Source organism: Pseudomonas sp. KH_021, assembly GCF_057838865.1.
The window spans coordinates 3,097,042-3,118,809 of the sequence record NZ_CM174477.1 but is presented as its reverse complement, the minus strand read 5'-3'; the positions used below and the strand labels follow the sequence as shown (position 1 = coordinate 3,118,809).

At 58.5% G+C, this 21,768-nt stretch carries 15 protein-coding genes and 1 pseudogene; 7 read left to right on the top strand and 9 right to left on the bottom strand.

The features are described from left to right. Nucleotides 1–341 precede the first annotated feature (341 nt). A complete protein-coding gene (locus AC3IX4_RS14465) occupies nucleotides 342–968 on the top strand; it encodes a recombinase family protein (protein WP_489256142.1) in 627 nt (208 codons plus the stop codon). Between the two features lie 789 nt (nucleotides 969–1,757). Here AC3IX4_RS14465 and AC3IX4_RS14460 read toward each other — a convergent pair. Together AC3IX4_RS14460 and AC3IX4_RS14455 are read right to left on the bottom strand one after the other, a co-directional pair. Further along, nucleotides 1,758–2,231, bottom strand: a complete 474-nt coding sequence (locus AC3IX4_RS14460; protein WP_489261177.1) for an Xre family toxin-antitoxin system antitoxin — start codon at nucleotides 2,229–2,231, stop codon at nucleotides 1,758–1,760. Between the two features lie 98 nt (nucleotides 2,232–2,329). Next, nucleotides 2,330–3,244, bottom strand: coding sequence for a LysR family transcriptional regulator (locus AC3IX4_RS14455; protein ID WP_489261176.1), 915 nt, complete (start codon nucleotides 3,242–3,244; stop codon nucleotides 2,330–2,332). Here AC3IX4_RS14455 and AC3IX4_RS14450 point away from each other — a divergent pair. Both AC3IX4_RS14450 and AC3IX4_RS14445 read left to right on the top strand, forming a co-directional pair. Further along, nucleotides 3,216–4,469: pseudogene (locus tag AC3IX4_RS14450) on the top strand (UxaA family hydrolase); the annotation flags it as partial. The gene AC3IX4_RS14455 and the pseudogene AC3IX4_RS14450 sit on opposite strands and share 29 nt — an antisense overlap. 38 nt (nucleotides 4,470–4,507) lie before the next feature. Next, nucleotides 4,508–6,088, top strand: coding sequence for an aldehyde dehydrogenase (NADP(+)) (locus AC3IX4_RS14445; protein WP_489261175.1), 1,581 nt, complete (start codon nucleotides 4,508–4,510; stop codon nucleotides 6,086–6,088). A gap of 155 nt (nucleotides 6,089–6,243) precedes the next feature. Here the strand turns inward: AC3IX4_RS14445 and AC3IX4_RS14440 are convergent, their stop codons facing one another. Next, the gene (locus tag AC3IX4_RS14440) at nucleotides 6,244–7,179 is read right to left on the bottom strand and encodes a DNA-binding protein (protein ID WP_489261174.1); all 936 of its coding nucleotides are present in this window, start codon (nucleotides 7,177–7,179) and stop codon (nucleotides 6,244–6,246) included. Nucleotides 7,180–7,293: 114 nt separating this feature from the next. Here AC3IX4_RS14440 and AC3IX4_RS14435 point away from each other — a divergent pair, with 114 nt between their 5' ends. Genes AC3IX4_RS14435 through AC3IX4_RS14425 form a run of 3 tightly spaced genes read left to right on the top strand, consistent with a single transcriptional unit; the run spans nucleotide 7,294 to nucleotide 11,493 of the window. Beyond that, entirely contained in the window at nucleotides 7,294–7,962 is a 669-nt protein-coding gene (locus tag AC3IX4_RS14435; protein ID WP_489261173.1) for an ABC transporter ATP-binding protein, read from the top strand. After that, the gene (locus tag AC3IX4_RS14430) at nucleotides 7,959–10,430 is read left to right on the top strand and encodes an ABC transporter permease (RefSeq protein WP_489261172.1); all 2,472 of its coding nucleotides are present in this window, start codon (nucleotides 7,959–7,961) and stop codon (nucleotides 10,428–10,430) included. Before AC3IX4_RS14435 ends, AC3IX4_RS14430 begins: the two co-directional genes overlap by 4 nt. Further along, nucleotides 10,420–11,493: a lipocalin-like domain-containing protein gene (locus tag AC3IX4_RS14425; RefSeq protein ID WP_489261171.1), complete on the top strand. Its 1,074-nt coding sequence runs from the start codon at nucleotides 10,420–10,422 to the stop codon at nucleotides 11,491–11,493. Before AC3IX4_RS14430 ends, AC3IX4_RS14425 begins: the two co-directional genes overlap by 11 nt. 210 nt (nucleotides 11,494–11,703) lie before the next feature. Here the strand turns inward: AC3IX4_RS14425 and AC3IX4_RS14420 are convergent, their stop codons facing one another. The 5 genes from AC3IX4_RS14420 to AC3IX4_RS14400 form a co-directional block, all read right to left on the bottom strand. Next, a complete protein-coding gene (locus AC3IX4_RS14420) occupies nucleotides 11,704–14,106 on the bottom strand; it encodes an efflux RND transporter permease subunit (protein WP_489261170.1) in 2,403 nt (800 codons plus the stop codon). Then, the gene (locus AC3IX4_RS14415) at nucleotides 14,103–15,287 is read right to left on the bottom strand and encodes a WD40/YVTN/BNR-like repeat-containing protein (protein WP_489261169.1); all 1,185 of its coding nucleotides are present in this window, start codon (nucleotides 15,285–15,287) and stop codon (nucleotides 14,103–14,105) included. The genes AC3IX4_RS14420 and AC3IX4_RS14415 overlap by 4 nt, the downstream gene beginning before the upstream one ends. 25 nt (nucleotides 15,288–15,312) lie before the next feature. After that, nucleotides 15,313–16,665 carry a DUF1329 domain-containing protein gene (locus tag AC3IX4_RS14410; protein ID WP_489261168.1) on the bottom strand — a complete coding sequence of 451 codons (1,353 nt, stop codon included), beginning with the start codon at nucleotides 16,663–16,665 and terminating at the stop codon, nucleotides 15,313–15,315. A 23-nt stretch (nucleotides 16,666–16,688) separates the two neighbouring features. Then, complete coding sequence (locus AC3IX4_RS14405) at nucleotides 16,689–18,341, bottom strand: DUF1302 domain-containing protein (RefSeq protein ID WP_489261167.1); 1,653 nt, start codon at nucleotides 18,339–18,341, stop codon at nucleotides 16,689–16,691. Nucleotides 18,342–18,449: 108 nt separating this feature from the next. Then, nucleotides 18,450–18,866 carry a GlcG/HbpS family heme-binding protein gene (locus tag AC3IX4_RS14400; RefSeq protein ID WP_489261166.1) on the bottom strand — a complete coding sequence of 139 codons (417 nt, stop codon included), beginning with the start codon at nucleotides 18,864–18,866 and terminating at the stop codon, nucleotides 18,450–18,452. A gap of 434 nt (nucleotides 18,867–19,300) precedes the next feature. On the opposite strand from AC3IX4_RS14400, the gene AC3IX4_RS14395 reads away from it, so the two are divergent. After that, entirely contained in the window at nucleotides 19,301–19,987 is a 687-nt protein-coding gene (locus tag AC3IX4_RS14395) for a GntR family transcriptional regulator (protein WP_489261165.1), read from the top strand. A 119-nt stretch (nucleotides 19,988–20,106) separates the two neighbouring features. On the opposite strand, the gene AC3IX4_RS14390 is transcribed toward AC3IX4_RS14395, so the two are convergent. Further along, nucleotides 20,107–21,753, bottom strand: a complete 1,647-nt coding sequence (locus tag AC3IX4_RS14390) for a bifunctional 3-(3-hydroxy-phenyl)propionate/3-hydroxycinnamic acid hydroxylase (RefSeq protein WP_489261164.1) — start codon at nucleotides 21,751–21,753, stop codon at nucleotides 20,107–20,109. Nucleotides 21,754–21,768: the final 15 nt, after the last annotated feature.

The window sequence follows — 21,768 nt, the reverse complement described above, 5'->3', positions numbered from 1 at the left end:
TTAAAAAATTGGCGCGGAAATCTACGACCCAAGTATGTATTTGCGTGGATCGAGAAGGACGAAGGGGGTACCCACGGGGGTCGATATTCTGGCCCCTGGGGGGCTTTCCTGGGAGCCCTGGCGCCCCCGGACCTTGGCCGCTTCTTCAACAGTTCTTTGTGTCGACCGTCAATGATTTCCGGGGCAAGGGGTATTTTCCTGGGGCCATGCCAGTACCGATATGGGTATACATCAGCGAGTACCGCCTATCGGACAGATTACCCTGTACCTAAATACCTCTTTCCATACCTAAAGGAGCACACCTATATTAGGTACATCCAAATCGGTACAGGAGCATCGCCATGTTCATCCGCGCTTACTTACGTGCAAGCACTGACGACCAGGACGCCAGCCGGGCAAAGGGAGCCCTGAAGCAGTTCGCCAAGGAACATGGCCACAAGATCGCAGCGTTCTACACAGAGAACGAATCAGGCACCAAGCTCGACCGGCCTGAGCTGCTCAGGTTGATAGAGGACAGCCAGGAAGGCGACGTGATGCTGATAGAGCAGGTCGACAGGCTATCCCGGCTGTCACAGGGCGACTGGGCCAAGCTGAAGGCTCAGATCGCAGCACAGGGGCTCACAGTGGTATCACTGGATCTACCCACCAGCTATATGGCGCTGGAGCCAGTCAAGAAGGGCATGGAAGACTTCACCAGGGCGATTCTCATTGCGGTGAACAACATGATGCTCGATATGCTGGTCGCGGTAGCACGCAAAGACTACGAGGACCGTCGTCGTCGCCAGGCCGAAGGCATTGCCAGTGCAAGGGCGGGGGCCAAGGCTGCAGAGAAGTACAAGGGCCGACCAGTGGACGCTGACTTGCACAAGCGGATCAAGACATGCCGGGGCAAAGGCATGAGCCTAAGAGAGACTGCCAAGACCGTAGGCTGCGCATTGAGCACCGTTCAACGAGCAGTGAAGGCGTGATGGCTATTTAGTGGCCATGATGGCACAGGTGATGAGGCGGGTTCCTATGCTCTGAAAACATAGGAACACGAACGCGAGGCTCTAGCACGGTAGTTACAGAGGATTGTTCCGCAGTTGTTCCGGGGTTTGCTCCTGCGTCTCGAAAACATAGGAACACGAGCGCGAGGCTCTAGCACAAGGGTCTCAGGGTGCTTGTTCCTATGTTCCTATGTTTTGGTCACTACTACGCCCCACAGCACAGCACACAGCACACACATTTAGAGCATATACTCTATTTCTTTCTTTCTCTCTCAATTAGAAAAAACATAGGAACATAGGAACAAGCCCTTAAGAAGGCTGTGCTAGAGCCTCTGCGCGTGTTCCTATGTTTTTCAGAAACCCCGGAACGAACCCCGGAACGTAGGAACAAATTCAGCCGATGTGCTCCTTTACCACCCCTGTGCAGCCTTAAAGGCACAGTGCCTTAAGCTAAAATCGTCTAAGCCCTATAACCAAAACACCCAGATAAAATTTTAAGGGGCCGCGTTAAGCCATCGTTAAAATTACTTAAAACCAATTAAAATACTGACCCACAAGTCAACAAGCGTAAATGTGCCATCATTGCCATCGACCCAGGATCGCCTCAACCTGTGCTGGCAGCTGCTCACCTCGCACCCTTCCAGCGTTGGTAGATCCGATCAACATCCACGCCCTACCCGCCCAGGCCACAGCTTCTAGCACTTCCAAATAGGGGCAAACTTGGGGGCATGCTGAAATAGTGTGCCATACAGGCCCCGTAATAGAGCCTTCCTAGTTGTAGACCCCGTAATCCATACGTGTGAGCAGGTCATCGACCAGCTCGAAGCCGACCTGGGTGGTGAGCAAGTCCAATGGCACCCTGCCCTCCAAGCCCAGCGCCGGGGTAATCATCCATTTCACCGCCTCCTGGTGCTCGCCCAGCACGTCTTGCGCCTTGCTCAGCACTTTGGCCAAACGCCAGGCGCTGCTGCTTTGCTCAGCGGTGAGGGGTTCGGGGTGCTTGATGCGTCGATGCAGGGTGCGCTCGGACAGGCCGATTATCCTGACGAACACCTGTTTGTCCTTGAATTGATTGACCGATTGCACGAAGGCAATCACCGCTTCAGACGGGAAGCCGCGCTCGATCAGCTCATGGATATCGAAAGCATTGCGCGCTTGTGGGCTGCTGCTGCCAAACAGTAATTGAAGCGGTTTGTTAGGGTCCTGCAGATAAGCCTGCCGGCTTTCGGCAACGCTGCTGATCATCGGGCGCCTCCATTTATTGCCATATGGCTGAAGTTTACCGCCATATGACGAATTCTGCGAGTGCTAATGCCAGACCACCGCCCCCACATGCCGAGCGCTCACACCATCAACAGTTCATCAATGAGCATCACCATCGGTGCAGTCATCTCGACATCCGCTCGGGTGACGATTTCATAGGGCTCGCTGGCCGATTGAAGGGTCAGGTCCAATTTGACCAACATGCCGTGGTCCAGCGCCATCTGGGCGACATCCGCGGGCATGACGGCTACCAGATGGCGATCCTGCAACAGCAACGACAACGTGGTGAAAGTCGATGAGGTTTCAATCGCATAGAGCGGAAAGCTCAAGTCCAATTGGCGAAATTCCCGCTCCAGGGTCAGGCGCATAGGCATGTTGACCGGGAACACCACCCAACGGCTGGCCATCAGGTCCCCTAGCTGTAAGCCGGTCGTGCCCGCCAATGCGTGGGAAGGATTGGCCACCACCACCAGCGGCTCCTGAGCCCGCGAGCGAGTCTGGTAAGCCGTTGGCCTCTGGCTGACGCTGGTGCGACAAATGGCGACGTCCAGTCGACCCTGATCCAGCAAGCTCAACAGGCGTGCGCTGGTGTCCTCGACAATCGCCACCGACAACTCCGGCTGCTTTTCGCGCAACCGTGCAAGGCTGTCCACCAGCGCCGGCACTGCGCCCATGATCGTCCCGACCGCCAGACGCCCGCCATGGCCTTGGAGAATGCCGACCATTTCCTCGCGTAAATGCTCAAGATCGGTATGGATCAACCGCGCATAGCGAATCACGCAGCGCCCCAGGTCATTGGCTTCCAGTCCCTTGCTGGACCGCTCGAACAGGCTTGAGCCAAAAATCGCTTCGATTTCGTGCAGCGCCTTGGTCGCCCCCGGTTGTGACAAGGCCATGGCATCGGAGGCCTTGCGTACCGAGCCGTGCTCATCCAGGGCAATCAACAGACGCAACTGTTTAAGGCGCAGGCGGGAAACGATTGGTGTCGACGCCAAGGGCCAGTCCGCGCCTAACGGTGACACCTTCATGGGCATCGAGCGCCCGGACGGTCGGGTGGCGACCCGCAACTACATCGGCATCCTCACCTCGGTCAACTGCTCGGCCACCGTGGCCAGGGCCATCGCTGACTACTTTCGCCGCGATATTCACCCGCAGGCGCTGGCCGACTTCCCCAACGTCGATGGTGTAGTCGCCCTCACCCACGGCGTCGGCTGCGCAGTCGATCCGGGTGGCGAAGCGCTGGGCATGCTGCGCCGTACCCTGGGCGGCTATGCGATCCACCCCAACTTCGCTGCCGTGCTGATGATCGGCCTTGGCTGCGAAACCAACCAGATCCCCGATTTGTTGGCAGCCCAGGGGCTGTCGGCGGGCGAGCAACTGCGTACGTTCACCATCCAGGAAACGGGCGGCACCACCAAAACCATCGCCCAGGTGAAAAGCCTGCTGGCCAAGGCCAACCAGATTGGACGTCAGCCGGTCAGCGCTCGGCACCTGATCGTCGGCCTGCAGTGTGGTGGCTCGGATGGTTATTCCGGCATCACCGCCAACCCAGCGTTGGGCAATGCCGTGGATCGTCTGGTGGCTGCAGGTGGCACGGCAATCCTCTCCGAAACCCCAGAAATCTACGGGGCCGAACACTTGTTGACGCGCCGAGCTGTAAGCCGCGAAGTCGGTGAAAAGCTCATCGCCCGGATCAAATGGTGGGAAGCCTACTGTGCTCGCATGAACGCCGAGCTCAACAACAATCCATCGGCTGGTAATAAAGCCGGTGGCCTGACCACCATCCTTGAAAAATCCCTGGGCGCCGTCGCCAAGGCGGGCTCCAGCGATCTGGTCGATGTCTACGAATACGCCGAGGCCGTGCGCGCCCATGGCTTGGTGTTCATGGACACGCCGGGCTATGACCCGATTTCCGCCACGGGCCAAGTGGCCGGTGGCGCCAACCTGATTGCCTTCACCACCGGCCGAGGTTCGGCCTACGGCTGCGCGCCCTCGCCTTCGATCAAGCTCGCCACCAACACCCGCCTGTGGGAAACCCAGGAAGACGATATGGATGTGAACTGCGGCGGCATTGCCGACGGTTCCATGACCATTGAAGAACGCGGTGAGCATATCTACCAGATGATGCTGCGCGTTGCCTCTGGCGAGCGCAGCAAAAGTGAAGCTCATGGCTACGGGCAGAACGAATTCGTGCCATGGCAGATCGGCGCCATTACCTGATGCCCGCACCCTCCCCCTTTTCTGTACAGGAACCGCAGATGATCGACATTTTGGGTCAACAATTCATTGCTGGTGGTCGTAGTGCCTCAGGTGACGTTACGTTGCAGAGCCGCGATGCGCATACCGGCGAGTCGCTGCCCTGCACCTTCTACCAGGCCACCGATGCCGAGGCTGATGCTGCCGCCCAGGCCGCCGCGCAGGCGTATCCGGTGTATCGCCAACTCTCTAGCGGGCGCCGTGCCGAGTTTCTGGAAGCCATTGCCGACCAGATCGATGCCTTGGACGATGATTTCGTGGCCATCGTTTGCCGCGAAACGGCCTTGCCGTCCGCGCGTATCCAAGGTGAGCGCGCGCGCACCAGCGGCCAACTGCGCTTGTTCGCCCACGTACTGCGCCGTGGTGATTTTCATGGAGCCCGCATCGACCTGGCCTTGCCTGAGCGCACACCGCTACCGCGCCCGGATCTTCGTCAGGTCCGCATGGGTATTGGCCCGGTAGCGGTATTGGGTGCCAGTAATTTTCCTTTGGCATTTTCCACCGCCGGGGGTGATACCGCGGCGGCCCTGGCTGCCGGTTGCCCTGTGGTATTCAAGGCCCACAGCGGCCATATGGCCACAGCAGACCTGGTTGCGCAGGCCATCCGCCGGGCGGCAGTTACCACTGGCATGCCTGCGGGCGTGTTCAACATGATCTATGGCGGTGGTGTCGGGGCACGGCTGGTCAAGCACCCCGCTATTTGCGCAGTGGGTTTTACCGGCTCGCTGGCGGGTGGCCGAGCCTTGTGCGACATGGCCGCTGCTCGCCCACAGCCCATCCCGGTATTCGCTGAGATGTCGAGCATCAACCCGATGATCCTGCTGCCTCAGGCGCTGGTCGAGCGAGGTGAAAAGATCGCCACGGAACTGGGCGCTTCTGTGGTGTTGGGGGCTGGCCAGTTCTGCACTAACCCTGGGCTGGTGCTGGGTATCGCTTCGCCTGAACTTTCAGCGTTCCTGGGCAAGCTGGGGCAATTTTTCGACGCGCAACCGGCGCAGACATTGCTCAATACAGGGGGTTTGCGCAGCTACTGCCGTGGCTTGGCTGCGCTGGATGCTGCTGAAGGCATCACGCATATAGCGGGGCGCGAACAAAGTGGCAATCAGGCCAGTGCGCAGCTTTACCAGGCGGATGTGGCCCTATTGCTTGAGGGTAGTGAGTTATTGCAAGAGGAAGTCTTTGGCCCGACCACGGTCGTGGTCCAGGTGCGCGACAAGGCTGAGCTGGAGCAGGCATTGTCCAGCCTTAACGGGCAACTGACTGCCACTTTGATTGCCGAGCCTGCCGACCTTGAGCAATTCGCCTCGTTGGTGCCGTTGCTGGAGCAAAAAGCCGGGCGCTTGCTGCTTAACGGCTACCCGACCGGTGTCGAGGTCTGTGATGCCATGGTCCATGGGGGTCCCTACCCGGCCACTTCCGATGCGCGCGGCACCTCAGTGGGGTCATTGGCGATAGACCGCTTCCTGCGGCCGGTGTGTTATCAGAATTACCCGGATGCGCTGCTGCCTGAAGCCTTGAAAAATGCCAATCCACTGGGGATTGTGCGGTTGGTGAATGGCGTGGCCAGTTCCGATCCGGTGTAATGTTTTGTCAGCTGCGCGGTTCGCCTGATGTACGGCGCCGGGTTCATCGCGGGTAAACCCGGCTCCTACAAGGACCTGTAGGAGCCGGGTTTACCCGCGATGGCCACGCCGCCGCTCCCCCACGTCACCCATCCGTAGCGCAGCCCACTAAACCTCTATTCCAGAACCGGCGTGTCAACGCTGCGGCGTTTGTGCACGCGGCGCAGCGCAACCTTGGCCAGTTGCGCCATCTCTTTTTTCATTTCCTCGATCTGCCCCAGCAACGCCTGGCGTCCGCCTTCGGCCTGGGCCACCAGGGTTTTCAAACCGTCTACTTCCGCGCTGCGTTGTTCGCTCAGGCGGCGTTGCTGCTCTTGTTCCTGGCGCGCTTGCCGGGCTTCGACCAACAACCGCTCGTTGTCTCGGTTCAAGCGCGTCAACTCGTCTTGCTTGACGATCAGGGTCTGTTGCAACTGCCGAACCTCCATCTGCAGTTGCTGCAATTGGCTCTCGTGGCGACGCTGCTCCTGGTCGCGTTGTTCCTTGATGGCGTTGCGGTAGTGCTCGAGTGCATCGCGGGCGTGTTGGTGTTTTTCCTCCAACGAGCGAATGTTCTCGGCCTTTTCATTGAGGCGCACCAACTGGTCATCGCAGGTCTGGCTCAGACGGGCATTGGTGGTTTGTTCGGCTTGCAGGGTGCTCTGGGTGGTCGATAACTGTTCGCTGGTGTGCTCCAGAGCCTGGCGCTGGATAGTGTGCTGTTGCTGCAATTGCGCCAGGGCATCACGGCTTTGGCTCAGTTCCTCCTGGCGGGAGGCTTCTTTACTGGCAAATTCGGCCCGCGCGTGCTCAAGCGGGGCCTGGGCCTCTTCTTCCATGCGTTGAGCCAGGCCGGCTACCAGTTGCGCCAGCTCTTCACTCAACGCAGGTGCCTGCAGGTCCCGCGGTTGTAGGCCGTCGTCGAGCTCCTTCAAGTATCGGTGGATGGTGGTTTTCGAACCGGTATTACCCATTTCGATACGTACCGCGTCGATGCTCGGATGCTCGCCGCGCGCCAGCAAGGCTTGCCGCGCCCTCTGCACCACGGCTTTGTTGATGCCACCTCGGGCCATGCTCACTCCTGTTTATTTCGTACTGTTGTACATACCGTTGCGGCATAGCCTAATGGCTTCGCTCGCACAATGCTATGGTCGTTGCAGGGGCGTTGAACAATGGGAGTGGCGGTGATGCTGGTGGTCCAAGACCTGCGCAAGTCCTTCATGACGGCCCAAGGGCGCTTGCCGGTGTTGCAAGGGGTCGATCTACAGCTGCAACGCGGCAGCAGCCTGGCGCTAATGGGTGAGTCGGGCAGTGGTAAAAGCACACTCCTGCACCTGATCGCCGGCCTGGATCGGGCCGATAGCGGGCACATCCTGATCGATGACAGGCCGCTGGACGGCCGCTCGGAAGCCTCACTCGCGCAATGGCGACGCGAAGGTATTGGCTTGGTGTTCCAGCAGTACAACCTAATCAGCAGCCTGGATGTGGCGGCCAACCTGGCCTTCCAGGCGCGGCTGGCAGGTCGTCACGACCGACAATGGCTTGACTATCTGGCGCAGCGCCTGGGCCTGGCGCAACTGCTGCAGCGTTATCCTGAACAACTGTCCGGTGGCCAGCAACAACGATTGGCGATTGGTCGCGCACTGGCGGCCAGGCCGCCATTGCTGCTGGCCGACGAACCCACTGGCAGCCTGGATGAAGCCAGCAGCGACGAAGTCATGGCCTTGCTGCTGCAATTGGTCGGCGAGGCCGGCAGCAGTGTATTGATGGTCACCCACAGTCGGCGTCTGGCGATTCAGTTCGACCGGCAGTGCTTGCTGCATGGCGGTCGTGTCAATTGCGGGACGCCAGCATGAAGACGTTGCCAATTGCCTTGCTAACCCTGTTGAGCCATTGGCGGCGTCATCGCTTGCAGTTTTTCAGCATCCTCACTGGCCTCTGGCTCGGCACTGCATTGTGGACCGGGGTTCAGGCACTCAATACGCAGGCGCGCTCGGATTACGCTCGGGCCAGCGCGGTCTTGGCAGGCCCGGCGCAAGCCCAGTGGATACCGCGCAGCGGCGAACGTTTCGATCAGTCCCTGTACCTGCAATTGCGCCTGGCGGGTTGGCCGGTCACCCCAGTGCTCGAAGGTCGATTGCGGTTTGGCGGCGAAAAAGCGTTTACCCTGCGGCTGATCGGTATCGAACCGCTCAGCCAACCGCCCGGCGCTGTTATCGCAGTGGAGCCTGGTGAGGCATTCGACCTGCAAGCCTTTATCGGCACACCTGGGCAAACCTGGGCGGGGCCCGATACCTTGGCACAGCTGGGATTAGTGCCCGGTGAACAAGCCATCGACAGCGAAGGTCGCGTGCTGCCGCCCTTGGTGCTCAAAGCGCAACTGCCGCCCGGCATTGTGGTGATGGACATCGGCCATGCCCAGGCGTTACTGCAGGCACCGGGGCAACTCTCGCGCCTGCTGATGCCGGCCGATTTCGTCCAACAGCACCCAGTACCTGACATCGTCGCCAAGCACCTGCAACTGCAGCCGTACAGCGACGACGGCGATTTGCAGCGCCTGACCGACAGCTTTCACCTGAACCTTACTGCACTCGGGATGCTGGCCTTTATGGTCGGACTATTCATCGTCCATGCCGCCGTCGGTCTGGCCCTGGAACAGCGTCGGAGCCTGATTCGAACCCTGCGCGCCTGCGGCATCAGTCTCTATTGCGTGCTGGCCGCACTGGCGTTGGAGCTGGGAATGTTCGCCGTGCTGGGCGGGCTCGCTGGCGTTGCCAGCGGTTATGGGCTGGCAAGCCTGTTGCTGCCCGATGTTGCCGCCAGCTTGCGAGGGCTGTATGGCGCCCAACTGGCCGGCCAACTGAGCCTGCCAACTCAGTGGTGGCTGGCTGGCCTGTCTGTCAGCCTGCTCGGCGCATTACTGGCCGGCATCAACAGTCTGTTGCGCGCTGCCCGCCTGCCGCTATTGGCCTTGGCACAACCACAGGCCTGGCGAATGGCCCAAGGCCCCTGGCTAAAGCGCCAGGCCCTGATAGCGGCGGCATTGTTGCTGGTGGCCATTGCCTGCTGGCGTTTGGGCGACAGTCTGGTGAGCGCCTTTGCGATGGTCGCCGCCCTGTTGCTGGCTGCCGCCTTGTCGCTGCCGCCGCTGCTTGAGGGACTGCTGTCTGTATTCGCTCGCCGCTGCCAAGGGCCGTTGTCCAGCTGGTTTATCGCCGACAGCCGTCAGCAGTTACCGGCCCTGAGCCTGGCGCTGATGGCCTTGTTGCTTGCGCTGGCCGCCAGCGTCGGCGTGGGCAGCATGACTGAAGGTTTTCGCAAGACCTTCATTGGCTGGCTGGACCAACGCCTGGCAGCCGACCTTTACCTGACGCCGACCGATACCCCCCAGGCCTTGCAAATCAGTCATTGGTTGAACGATCAGCCTGGCGTAAAGGCCGTCTTTCCCAATTGGCGCCTGGAGATGCGATTGCGGGGCTGGCCGGTGCAAGTCCAGGGCATCGTCGATCAGCCCTACTACCGTCTGCACTGGCCGCTGCTCAATCAAGTGCCCCAGGCCTGGCCGCAATTGGCGAACGGCCAGGGCTTGATGTTGAGCGAACAATTGGCTCGTCGATTGAACCTGAAGTTGGGCGAGCGGCTGCAACTGCCGGCAGGGCATTCACAGCCTTTGCGGCTCGTGGGTGTTTATGCCGATTACGGCAACCCCAAGGGGCATGTGCTGGTGAGCGCCGATTGGCTGCGCAGGTACAGACCCGATGCAAGGCTCACGACTCTAGGCGTTCAACTTGAACCCGGGCAAGCGCCTGCACTTACCGCCGAGTTGCAACAACGCTTCGCGCTGAATGAAAGCCGTCTGATGGATCAATCGACCTTGAAACGCTGGTCAACCGAAGTCTTCGACCGTACGTTTGCCGCCACCGCCGCGCTGAACAGCTTGACCTTGGGGGTGGCCGCCGTGGCGCTGTTCATCAGTTTGCTGACCTTGAGCCAGAGTCGCCTGGGGCAGATCGCTCCGCTCTGGGCGCTGGGCGTACCGCGCTCCCAATTGGCGTGGCTGTCGCTCTGGCAAACGCTGATGCTCAGTAGCCTGACGGTAGTGCTGGCAATGCCATTGGGGCTACTGCTGGCGTGGTGCCTGGTGGCCGTGGTCAATGTGCAGGCATTCGGCTGGCGCTTGCCACTGTACGTATTTCCTGGCCAGTTGGTGCAACTGGCGCTTCTGGGATTGCTCACCAGTTTGCTGGCCGCCGCCTGGCCACTCTGGCAATTGGCGCGGCGCCAGCCGGCAGAGCTATTAAGGACATTTGCCGATGAAGCGTGAGTGCCTGGGGTGGTTGACCCTGTTATTGCTCATCATTGGCTGTGATCAACCCACATCGGCGCCACAGAGCTTTGCCAGCCTTGGCCAGGACGCGTCGGCCTTCAAGCAGGTCGAGCGCGAGCACCCGTTGGCGTTTCCCGTCGACCACGGCCCCCATCATGGATTTCGGATCGAATGGTGGTACGTCACGGCCAACCTCAAGGACAATCAAGGCCAGGATTGGGGCGTGCAATGGACCTTATTCCGTTCTGCGCTGCGCCCTGGCGAAGAGACCCCTGGCTGGAGCAGCCCGAACCTGTGGATGGGCCATGCGGCATTGACCAGCCCCCAGGGCCATCGCTCCAGCGAGACCCTGGCGCGCGGCGGCATTGGCCAGGCCGGAGTCGAGCCGCAACCCTTCCGTGCCTGGATCAATGATTGGTCGCTGCACAGTACCGGCACCGATGGCATCGCCCATTTGCAGATGCACGCCACAGGCAAGCATTTTAGCTACCGCTTGCAGTTGGACAGTGAAGGCCCACTGGTGCTCCACGGCCAGCAAGGCTACAGCGAAAAGTCAGGCCAGGGGCAGGCTTCCTACTATTTCAGCCAACCGTTTTATCGGGTCAAGGGCGAAGTCCACAACAATGGTCAGCGTGTAGAAGTCACCGGCCAGGCCTGGCTTGACCGGGAATGGAGCAGCCAGCCATTGGCCGCTGGGCAATCGGGCTGGGACTGGTTTTCGCTGCACCTCGACGACGGCTCGAAGGTGATGCTGTTTCGCGTACGCGAAACCGCTGGCCAGCCCTACCGCGCCGGGACCTGGATCAACGCCCAGGGAGAGACCCAACCGCTGCAAGGTGAGCAGATCCAACTCACCGAATTGGCCTGGACGACCCAGAGCAACGGCCGCAAGGTGCCCACCCGCTGGCGCGTACAGGTTCCGGATCATGAATTGGATGTGCAGGTCGAGGCGGTGATCAGCCAAGCCTGGATGGACACGAGCTATCCGTATTGGGAGGGACCGGTTCGACTGACCGGTACCCTGGGTGGGCGCGGATATCTTGAAATGACGGGGTATTAGGGGGGGCCGCAGAATTTGGAAAAAATCGCACGCTAGGTGTAGCGACCTGCAAACGAAAACGTCCCGACCTGCAATCAACGCGAGTTTCGGCCAGGATGGGGAGCCCGCAGAATTCGGCAAAGATCGTACGTTAAGCGCGTCGTTTGTCAGTTTGAGATGCACCACGAAAAGCGGATCCAGCTCTCCCGAATCCGCACTTGTGGTCAGAAATTACGCGCTCACAGGCAATGGCTTTGGCTTGAGCAGAAAGTGCCCGAGTGCCGGAACCAGTATCAAGGCCCCCACCATGTTCCAGATGAACATGAACCCGAGCAAGATGCCCATGTCAGCTTGGAACTTGATGGGCGATAGCACCCAGGTGAGCACTGCAATGCCCAGCGTAATCCCCGTCATCACCACGACCTTGCCGGTAGAAAGCAGCGCAAGGTAGTAAGCGTCAGAAAGGCTTGAGCCGTTTCGCAGGTTAGTGAGAGTCACGCTGAGGATATACAGCGCGTAATCCACACCGATGCCCACCCCCAACGCAATTACCGGAAGCGTCGCCACCTTGATGCCGATGTTGAGCCCCACCATCAAGGCTTCGCACAAAATAGAGGTCAGCATCAACGGTAGCACCGTACACACGACCGCACGCCAAGATCTGAAGGTAATGAAGCAAAGCGCGATGACGGCCGCGTACACCATGAACAGCATCTGAACGTTCGAACGCTTCACGACGATATTGGTTGCCGCTTCGATACCGGCGTTACCTGCCGCATTCAGAAACTGGATCTGATCGGTGTTGTGGGTCGCCGCAAACTGCTCGACGGTCTGAGCCACACGGGTGAGCGTGTCAGCCTTGTGATCCGTGAGGTAGACATACACCGTCAGCAGATCACAGTTCTGGTTGAACAGCTCTCGCGGCGCGCGGGTGATGATCGCATTCAATAGCCCCTGGTTACGGGGTATCTCGTACCAGGTCATGCTGCCTTCATTCATGCCCGCAGCGGCCTGCTTGCTCAGCGCCGCTAAAGACGTCGTCGAAACCACCCCCGGCAACTGCTGAAGCCGGGCTTCCAATGCATCGACTGTCACCAGGGTCTGGTAATTGGCGCAGTAGTATTGGGGCGTTTTCACCATCACCACATACTTATCACTGCTGGCGGAAAAGTTGCTGACCATGAAGCGGTTATCGCTGTTATAGCGCGATTCAGGACGCAGTTCCGGTGCCCCGGGATTCAAGTCACCAATCTTCACATGAAGGCTGACGGCAAATCCTGCCACCCCCAGGATCACGGCGATGATGATTGCACCGCTCGCCCATTTGCGTTCGGTGAAGCGATCGAGAAAAGCCCAGAACGGGTGCCGGGCATGTTGCGCGTCCAGCTGCGAGAACTTGTCGTTGGCCGCTTCACGTTGCGCCGCCGCTTTGCTGACACCGGTGTACGACAACAGGATCGGCAACAGAATCAGGTTGGTGAAAATCAGGGTCAGCACGCCCAGCGTCGCGGCGACGGCCAGGTCCTGGATGACCGGGATCTTGATGATCATCAACACCGCGAAACCCACGGCGTCGGCCACCAACGCCATCAGCCCGGTCAAGAACAGCCGGCGAAAGGTGAAGCGTGCCGCCACCAGCTTGTCGGCTCCGCGTCCGATGTCCTGCATGATGCCGTTCATTTTCTGCGCGCCATGGCTCAAGCCGATGGCAAACACCAGGAACGGCACCAGGATCGAATACGGATCGAGATCAAACCCCAGAGTCGGCAGCAATCCCAGCAACCAAACCACGGCGACGATCGAACACAGCAGCACCAACAGCGTGCTGCGAACGCAGCGGGTGTACCAGAACAACACGATGCCGCAGATCACAAGAGTCGCGGCGAAGAACAGTTGCATCTGGCGCATGCCGTCGATCAGATCGCCCACCACCTTGGCAAAACCGGTGATGTGGATTTTGATGTTGTCGGTTTCGTACTTGGCCCGAATCTGTTCGAGCTGGCTGGAGAGTGCGTTGTAGTCTAGGGGTTGACCGTCGTCGGACGTGGTTTCCTGTAGCGGCAATAGCACGATGCTGGACTTGAAGTTAGAGGCAACCAGTCGGCCTACTTCGCCCGAACGTTCGACGTTCTGTCGTACCTGCTCCAGGCTGCCGACCGAGCCATCGTAGTTGTCAGGGATGACCGGGCCGCCATCGAAGCCCTCTTCCGTCACGCCGATCCAGCGAGTCGCCGGCGTCCACAAGGACTTCATATATGAGCGGTCGACGCCGGGGAGCAAAAATACCTCGTCGTTGATTTTCTTTACCGTTTCCAGGTAGGCGGCATCAAAAATGCTCCCCTGTTTGGCCTCGACTGCAATCCGCAAGGTATTGCCGCCCTCCCCCAACTGGCCGCGGTTTTTCAGGTAGTTCTGCACATAAGGATGATCCGTCGGGATCATTTTTTCGAAGGCGGCATTGAGCTTCAGCCCCAGGGCCTGATAACCGAGCATCAAGCTAAGCAAGACACAGATGCCCAGAATGATGCGCCGGTGATTGAACAGCAGCCGTTCAACCAGGGTGCCGGAAGCGGGATCGAAAGTGTGGGTATCAGGGACGGTTTGAGGCTCGGCAGTACGGGTAAAACTGTTCATTGATCGTGCTCCGACGATTCCACTGCAACCACAGACGACAGCATGCCCCGTGCACTGCTGATGATCAGGTCGCCGTTTGCGGCTTGCGCCATGCCGGTGAAGTAACCGGGTTGAGTCACGGGAAGGACTGACGCTGTGCTATTGCCGTCGGTAAACCGCAGCACTCGGCCTGACTCGTCCGTGAGCAGCACCGAGCCATCGTCAAGCCGCAGGCCACTGGTCAGGGTGACGGGTTGCAAGGTGTCGAGGCGCTGCCAGGTCTCACCGCGATCCCTGGATTCGAAGGCTTTGCCACGCAGCCCGAACGCCAGTATCGAACCGCTGCTGGTCGCCTGGAGCCCGAAGGTCGTGCCCTCATAGGGGGACGTCAGCGACTCGAAGGTCTGGCCTTCGTCACTGGAGCGCAGCAGTGTGCCCTGTTCGCCGGCGACGAACAGATCCGCCCCTGCCCGCTCGATGCTGTAGAGGTGCAAGCCATTGGGGTTATCGATACGCGAACGGATCGATTGCCAGCTGTGCCCGCCATCATGGGTAATAAACGCCAGACCGTAAGCGCCGACCACCAGCCCATTTCTGGCGTCGAGGAACAGCAGATCGAGCAGCGGTTTGTCGGGGCCATCGTCCACCAGCTGTTGTGCTTGAGACAGACGCTCCCGGGCCTTGTCTGCATCCTCAGGGTTTTCCATGGCGCGCCTGGCTTCCTGCAAATCGATCTCGGCCGCCTGGAAGCCATCGAGCTGCCTGTTCCAGCTCAGTCCACCATCCTGGCTGTGCAAGACGACCCCGGCATGCCCGACCGCCCAGCCTTGGAGGTCATCAATGAAGCGAACCTTGACCAGCGTCATGCTGACGGGGGAACTGACTTGCCTCCAGGTATCACCATTGTCGTCCGAGACAATGATGAACCCTCTTTCGCCGACGGCCACCAGTCGGTGCCCTGCACGCGCAACGCTCAACATGACCGATTGGGTCGCCATGGCACTGGTGATCGATGGCTGCACCGGCAATCCATCTGTTTGTGCCGCTGTCGTGCCGGCGAGCGCCGTCACGATCGACACGCTCAGCATGAACGCCTTGAATGGATGTTTATGTAAATGCCTGAGTGTTTGAATACGCATTTGCGAGCCTCGATGATGCGGTTCAATGGACGCCGCGTCAGTGGCACGGCGCCCATGGAACACAAGTTTGAATAAGTTGTTGCGAGGCTCAGCGCACTGACCCGGACGCTACCGAGTTACCGGTAAAGAAGTTCTCGGGCTTGCGCGGTATGACGCTATAAGTTTCGCCGTTGAGGCTTTGCACGACGCTGTACGTCTTGGCTTGCAGGTTGTAGATCACCACTGGTTTCACAACCACCGCCGGGATGGAAGGAACAACGAATGGAAGCACTTGGGAAACGCGCCACAGTTTGCCCTCGGCGTCGTAACCATCCACCAGCGAGACCGTCCAGCTGTCTTCATCGATGAAGAATTTGCGCTTGGGCACTGCATGGCGTTTACCCGGGGCGACAGTGGCCTCAAGCTCCCAGACACGATGCAGTTCCCAGCGCACCTTGTCCGGATTGAGGTGGTTAGCCGCAAATGCATCGTCTAGTTTCTCGGCGTTGAATTTGTTGTCGTTGTAAGGGATGTACATCTCTTTTTTGCCGACCAGCTTCCAGTCGTAGCGATCAGGATGACCGATGAAGCCATGAACCTCATCGAAGTAGTTGGCGCCAGACGCAACGAAGTCTGGCGTGTCATAACCAACGGTGGGCGCGCGACGCACGCGACGTTGCCCTACCAGATATTGCCAGGCATCCCGCGGTTGTTGCGCGTTGATGCTGTCGTGTGTAACCAACGACTCCCCGGCCTTGAACGGTGGTTCGTTAGTCAGGAAACGCAACAGCGCATACTGCCCCGACCATTTATCCACGCTCCCATCCTTGAAGTAGAACGGGTACTGCCAGTTCTCAACGCCACGGCTGGCCAGCGTTCGGGTTCCGTCAGCATTGCCAATGACGTTGGAATACCCCATCTGAATGGATTCCGCCTCTACCCGCAGCAGAAAATTCCAGATGACCTCATTACCAGTTTTCGGGATAGGGAATGGAATGCCGCCGTAGCATCCCTCCACCGACAATCCGTTACTGGTCGTCTTGCAACGGGTAGCGTTGGCGAAAGTGTTTTGATAAACGCTGTCAGGTGCCGCGGCAGAGCGATGGGTCGGGTACACATCTACATGGAAGCTGTCGGGGTATTTGGCCAGCAGCGCTTTAGTACCTTCGCTCAACTTGTCCGCGTACTGCGCCGCGTTCTTCGCGGTGATCTTCAACAGCGGCTTTTCGCCGGGGAACGGATCAGCAGGCACATCGCCAAATTTGGCCCCCGCGACATCCTTGGTCAACCCACCCGTCCATGCGGGAATGGAGCCATCGGCATTGCCGGCTTTTTCGGCGCCCAGGGGCGTCAACGTGGTCTTGAGCTTCGCCGCCTCATCGGGGCTCACCGCAGCGAAGGCGGTGCTGGCACACATAGAGATCGACAGGGTGGAAAGCAGCAGCAGTTTAATTTTTGTCATTGTCATACCCGCCTGTTCTTTGCTTAAAAGGTTCGCTGAATCGAAAACGCCACGAAATCTCGGTCTTTCATGTTTTGCTGATAGGTGTACGAATTGGAGGAGTTGATGATTGGCCCGTCTTCACCAAAGAAATTGGTGTAGGTCAGCGAGGCGTACCACTGCTTCTTGTAATCGGCCTTGAGGCCCAGCGTCAGATCGCCGCCATGTTCCGGGCCAAACGCCTGAGGCGTGACAGAAGAACGCCCGGACGGGTTGTAGCCAATAGTGATCGGGGCTTGCACATCGATCCCGGGAAAGACCTGGAAGTACTGCGGTTCGAACGTAAAGCGCATCGCGAACGCATCACGCGTGGTATTGGGATCCAGCTGATCGGCATTTTTGGTCACACTCAGCCGCCGGTTGAACGCCAGTTCACCAACGAACGAAGCACCGTCCCAGAACGCTGAACCGCCATAGACATTCACCATTGACAGCTGGGCATGCCACGACCGGCCAATGGGGTACGCCGGGTTGGAATCGTTGTCAGCATCCAGACCGGTGATGATGGTGCCGCCCACACCCGCCAAAGGCGTATCCACCCGTATCGACGTTTCACCGGCAATGTTGGCTTCACCCACCAGGGTGCTGAAACTCGCGCCGAACACCTTGACGTCCTCCGGATAAACGTTGATGAACGTGTCATCTGCTCCGGGTACCAGCGCTGCCGGGCGGAAATAAAACACTGGGGTCTTTTCGTGATATTTAGCGGCGTACAGCCCGAATTCCCAGTCATCGAGCGCGAATTTCAGTTGAGCTCCGAACTGGCCGGAATCCCTGGCCTCCTTGTCCTTGCCATGGAGTAGCTCCCCGGTCGGGAAAAACACCCGCTCCCCGCCTTCGCCCACGAAGTCCGCACCGCTGAAGTAACTGCCAGCCGCAGGTAACCGAGTCTTGTTCCACTGGAATTGGTAGTACGCACCGACACTCACCGTATCGCTCAACTGCCAGTTGCCTGACACCTGTTGGGTGGGCATCAGAATTTCTTTGAACTGGGAGCTGGGTACGGACTGGAGTTTCACCAGGTCCACGGTGGACTGAGCATTGGCGATGCCGTTGGCACCAAAGAAAAGACTTTCGCCATATATTTGCGTGAACTGCCCCAGTCGCCCGGACAACGAGGTACTACCGATCTCCTTTGATCCGTAGACGAAGGCATCCATGATTTCAGTCTTCTGTTCGTGGATGCGGCGCGTATCGCTGGTGAACTCATCGTGCTCGACACTCAACGAGTTGGCGGTGCCGGGAGAGTCGTTGTCGTTGTCGTGGTTGTAGACATCGTCGTACCAGGAGGCTGCGCTGAGACGAGCACCCACGTCTTTGTACTTGATGTCGAACTCGGACAAGATATCCAGGCGATTTGAGATGAGCCCACGATCAAAATTTCGGTCGCCGTCATCCAAATTAGGATTGCTATTGGAAGTGCCTGGGCCGACCGCGACCTTGTGATCAAGCTTGTTCACGCGCCACGCGTTGCTGTACTTGATCGTGTTGTCCCAAGTCGCCGAAAGATCGGGATTACCGGTGTCGATCTGGAAGGCTTGCGATTGCGTTGAGAGGCTCAGCAATACCGTTGCGCTGACCGCGCAGGCAATGCTGGAAACCGGCAACGGGCAGAGGCGCTGGTTGGCTGTTTTCATGAAGATGTTCCTGTTTTTTTGTTTTTTTAAAAGGTCATCCACTCGCAGCATTGGCTGCGAATACATCAGGGTGCTGCGTAAGGCTCTGAGTTCCTTTCTTCCCCCGCCTTATCGTTCTTGATGGATGGCCAACGCTTGTAAGCCGGCCTCCACAAGGACGATGTCCAGTTGCGATTTCAACCCGCTGGCGGCAAACCCTCCTACGACCAAACCCTCGACAAGGATCGGAAGCCCGCCTTCGATCGGAAAGACACCGTGAATCATCGAAGCGCCTACCCGGCCTACCGCAACCATATCCTCGAAAAACTTGGTCGGCCGGCGTGTGAGCGCGGCGCTGCGGGCTTTATCAATGGCCGTTTGGACAGACGAGACGGATGCGCCATCAAGCCTTCTGAACGTCATTAGGCAACCCGCCTCATCAACCACGGCCATGGATACCTTCCAGCTCTCATGAGTGGCTTTTTCCATGGCCGCCACGAGCATCAGTTCGGCATCCGCCAAGTCGAGAACCCGCTTCGTCTTCATCACACACCTCTTGAACCTTCGGTTGGTGGCCGGTGCACTTTCAGAGTTATTATGCGCAAAAAATCATTTGCTGCATCACAATCAACTTTGTGCACAAAACGTAGTCTTGGACAAATTTAAAGTCAAGAAGATTTTCGAGCGCAAGCATTTCGCTGCGCGGGATCCTGGCGAGAGGCGGATAAGGCATCCAGTGCAAACCGAGTGGGTGATGTCAGAGGGCGGAACGTTCAGAAGGTAAGCAGAGGTGAATCAGGAAGAGATGCAGGTGAGCGCTGTAGAGGCTCAAGGGCGAATTAGAGCGTTCAACAAAGTAGCCAACGATTCTCTTCTTGCTGCGCGAGGAAATTTATGCGCAATTCAGGCATTCATCCTTTGCACTAAAGAATGTTTTGCGCATAAAATCGATTTAGTGCAAATTTAGGATAACCCCGACCATGATCACCTCACCCGGCAGTCCGCTGATCGATGTCGCGTTGACGAAGATGAAAAAAGCGATTGTTTGTTGCGAGTTGGCCCCTGGCGAAAAACTCAAAGTCGCCGAATTGTCCAAAACCTATGGGCTCAGCAGCTCCCCTATTCGTGAAGCCCTCAATCGACTGACTCAGGACGGAGTCGTCGAAGCCAGCGATAACAAGGGGTTCAGGGTTGCACCTATTTCCACGGCAGACTTCCGCGACATTACGCGGATGCGCTGCCTGTTGGAGTGCGAAGCACTAGGCGATGCCATCCAATATGGCGACGACACGTGGGAGGCCGATGTGCTCGGTGCGTTTCACCGCTTGAATTTGATTGAGAGAAAGCTGGGAAGCGGTGCGCTCGCGCTTGATGATGAGTGGTCTACCCGGCATAAGGCCTTCCACTTCGCTCTGTTCGCGGCGTGCCCGTCACCGTTGATGCTAAAGATGGTGGACTCCCTTTTCGACAGAGCCGAGCGCTACAGACGCTTTTCAGCCAAGCAGCGAATCACTCCTAGGCACAAGGGAAATGAGCATCAAGAGCTGATGGATGCTGCGCTGGCACGTGACTCCGTGAAAGCTGTGACGCTCTTGCGCAATCACATCCAAAACACCCTAGGTCGAACTGTCGAAGCTATCGAGCGCCAACAAGCCACTCTTCAATAGCTCAATGGGTAATCCGCTCACGACCGAACCTAGTCAGTGACGAATCGATATTCCGCAAAAAAGCCCCTCGCCTCGCAACTGCATTCGTGGGCAGTGCGAAGCAAAGGGCGTACCGCTTCTTACAGAGTTATCGCTTGCGCAAACCTGATCGTCTTATCGCAAGCGCCGCCATTACTCTGTCCAGCCTGTTCAGGCTCCTTGCACCACAGCGCAAGCTCCATCCCCTCAAGCATCTCCATCGCCCAGGCGACAGTGACCGCCCCCCCGTAAACGTAGTGATCCGGCCTCACAATGACCACATTGCAGCCTCGACGCTCAAGCCATTGCGTCAGTACGCCGTCGACCTCTTCGTAATCATCAACTGTGCGCGCGCCAGACTGTTGAGGGGTGACCAACCGCACGACCTGGATGGGCAGGCCTTTAAGCGATTGGCTACTGCGCAGACATCTCAGTAGCGCGCTGGCGTCGAACCCTTGCGCAATGACCACTCGAAAGGACTGGCCGGTAAATTCATCCAGAAGCGCCTTCTTACCCGTATGGTTGATGACCATAGGCTGAGGAAACAGCTCGCCGGCGGGCGGAACATTTGCGACAAACCCTTGAGACAATCCTGGAATCAGCGATTGTCTGATGGTGCCTCCTGGGTTCTCAGTCATCTGCTGGATCAATCGCGCATCCCTGATCGCTGCTTTCTCGCTGTCACGTTCGCAAATCACACCACCAAACTCTTTGGCCGCCATGGTGGTTTGGCGGACATGAGGAATACGTTCGGTTTGGTAGGTATTCAGGAACGTCGGGGCGGCCAGCCCTCCTTTCACCAGCGCGAGCTTCCAGACCAGATTCAGCGCATCGCGAATCCCCTGGCACATGCCTTGCGCCAGGAAGGGTGGTGTCATGTGCGCCGCGTCCCCCAGGAAGAACACCCGATCGGCCTGCCACTGCTCCAGGATCAGTGCGTGGAATCGATAAGCGGACGCCCGCCATAGCTGATAGTCGCCTTCAGGCAACCAGCGGGAGATCAGCTTTTTGATCGCTTCGGGCTGTGAGATTTCCGTCGGCTGTTCGTCTGGATTGATCATGAATTCCCAGCGACGATGCTGCCCCGGCCCTACGACAAAAGTACAAGGTCGGGCCAGTTCGCAAAACTGCACATTAGTCTTTGGAAGATTCTCGCCCGCCCCTTCATTGAGGATCACGTCGACGACGAGCCATGGCTCATCGAATGCCAGATCCTCCATCTTCAGCCCCAGGCGGGTTCGGATCGGGCTGGTTCCGCCATCACACGCCAAGACGTAGTCCGCAGTCACCGTGCGCTCAGTTCCGTCTTTGGCCTGGATGCGAACATCAGCTTGCGAGCCGTTGGAGTTGACCGACAGCACGTCTGATCCGAGTTCCACGGTGACGGACTTCAAGTCCGCAATTTTACTTCGCAGGGCGCGCTCAACGGGAGGCTGCGAGAACACATAGTTAGGTGCCCAACCCAGTGGAAAGGGAGGTTTGGCGGCATCAATGCGCTTGATCAGCTGAGAGCCTGTGGTGCGGTACTCCGAGGGACGATAAGGCATGACATGTTCGGCGATGTCATCGGCCAAACCAATATTGCCGAAGACACGCATCACTTCATGGTCAAATCCCATGGCCCTTGGATTGGTGTACACCGTTTCGGACTTGTCCACGACGAGAGCGTTCAGCCCCCACATGCCAGCGAGATTTGCGCACAGAGCACCCACCGGCCCCATTCCAACAATGATGACATCGTAGTCCATCGTCTTCTCCGCTTT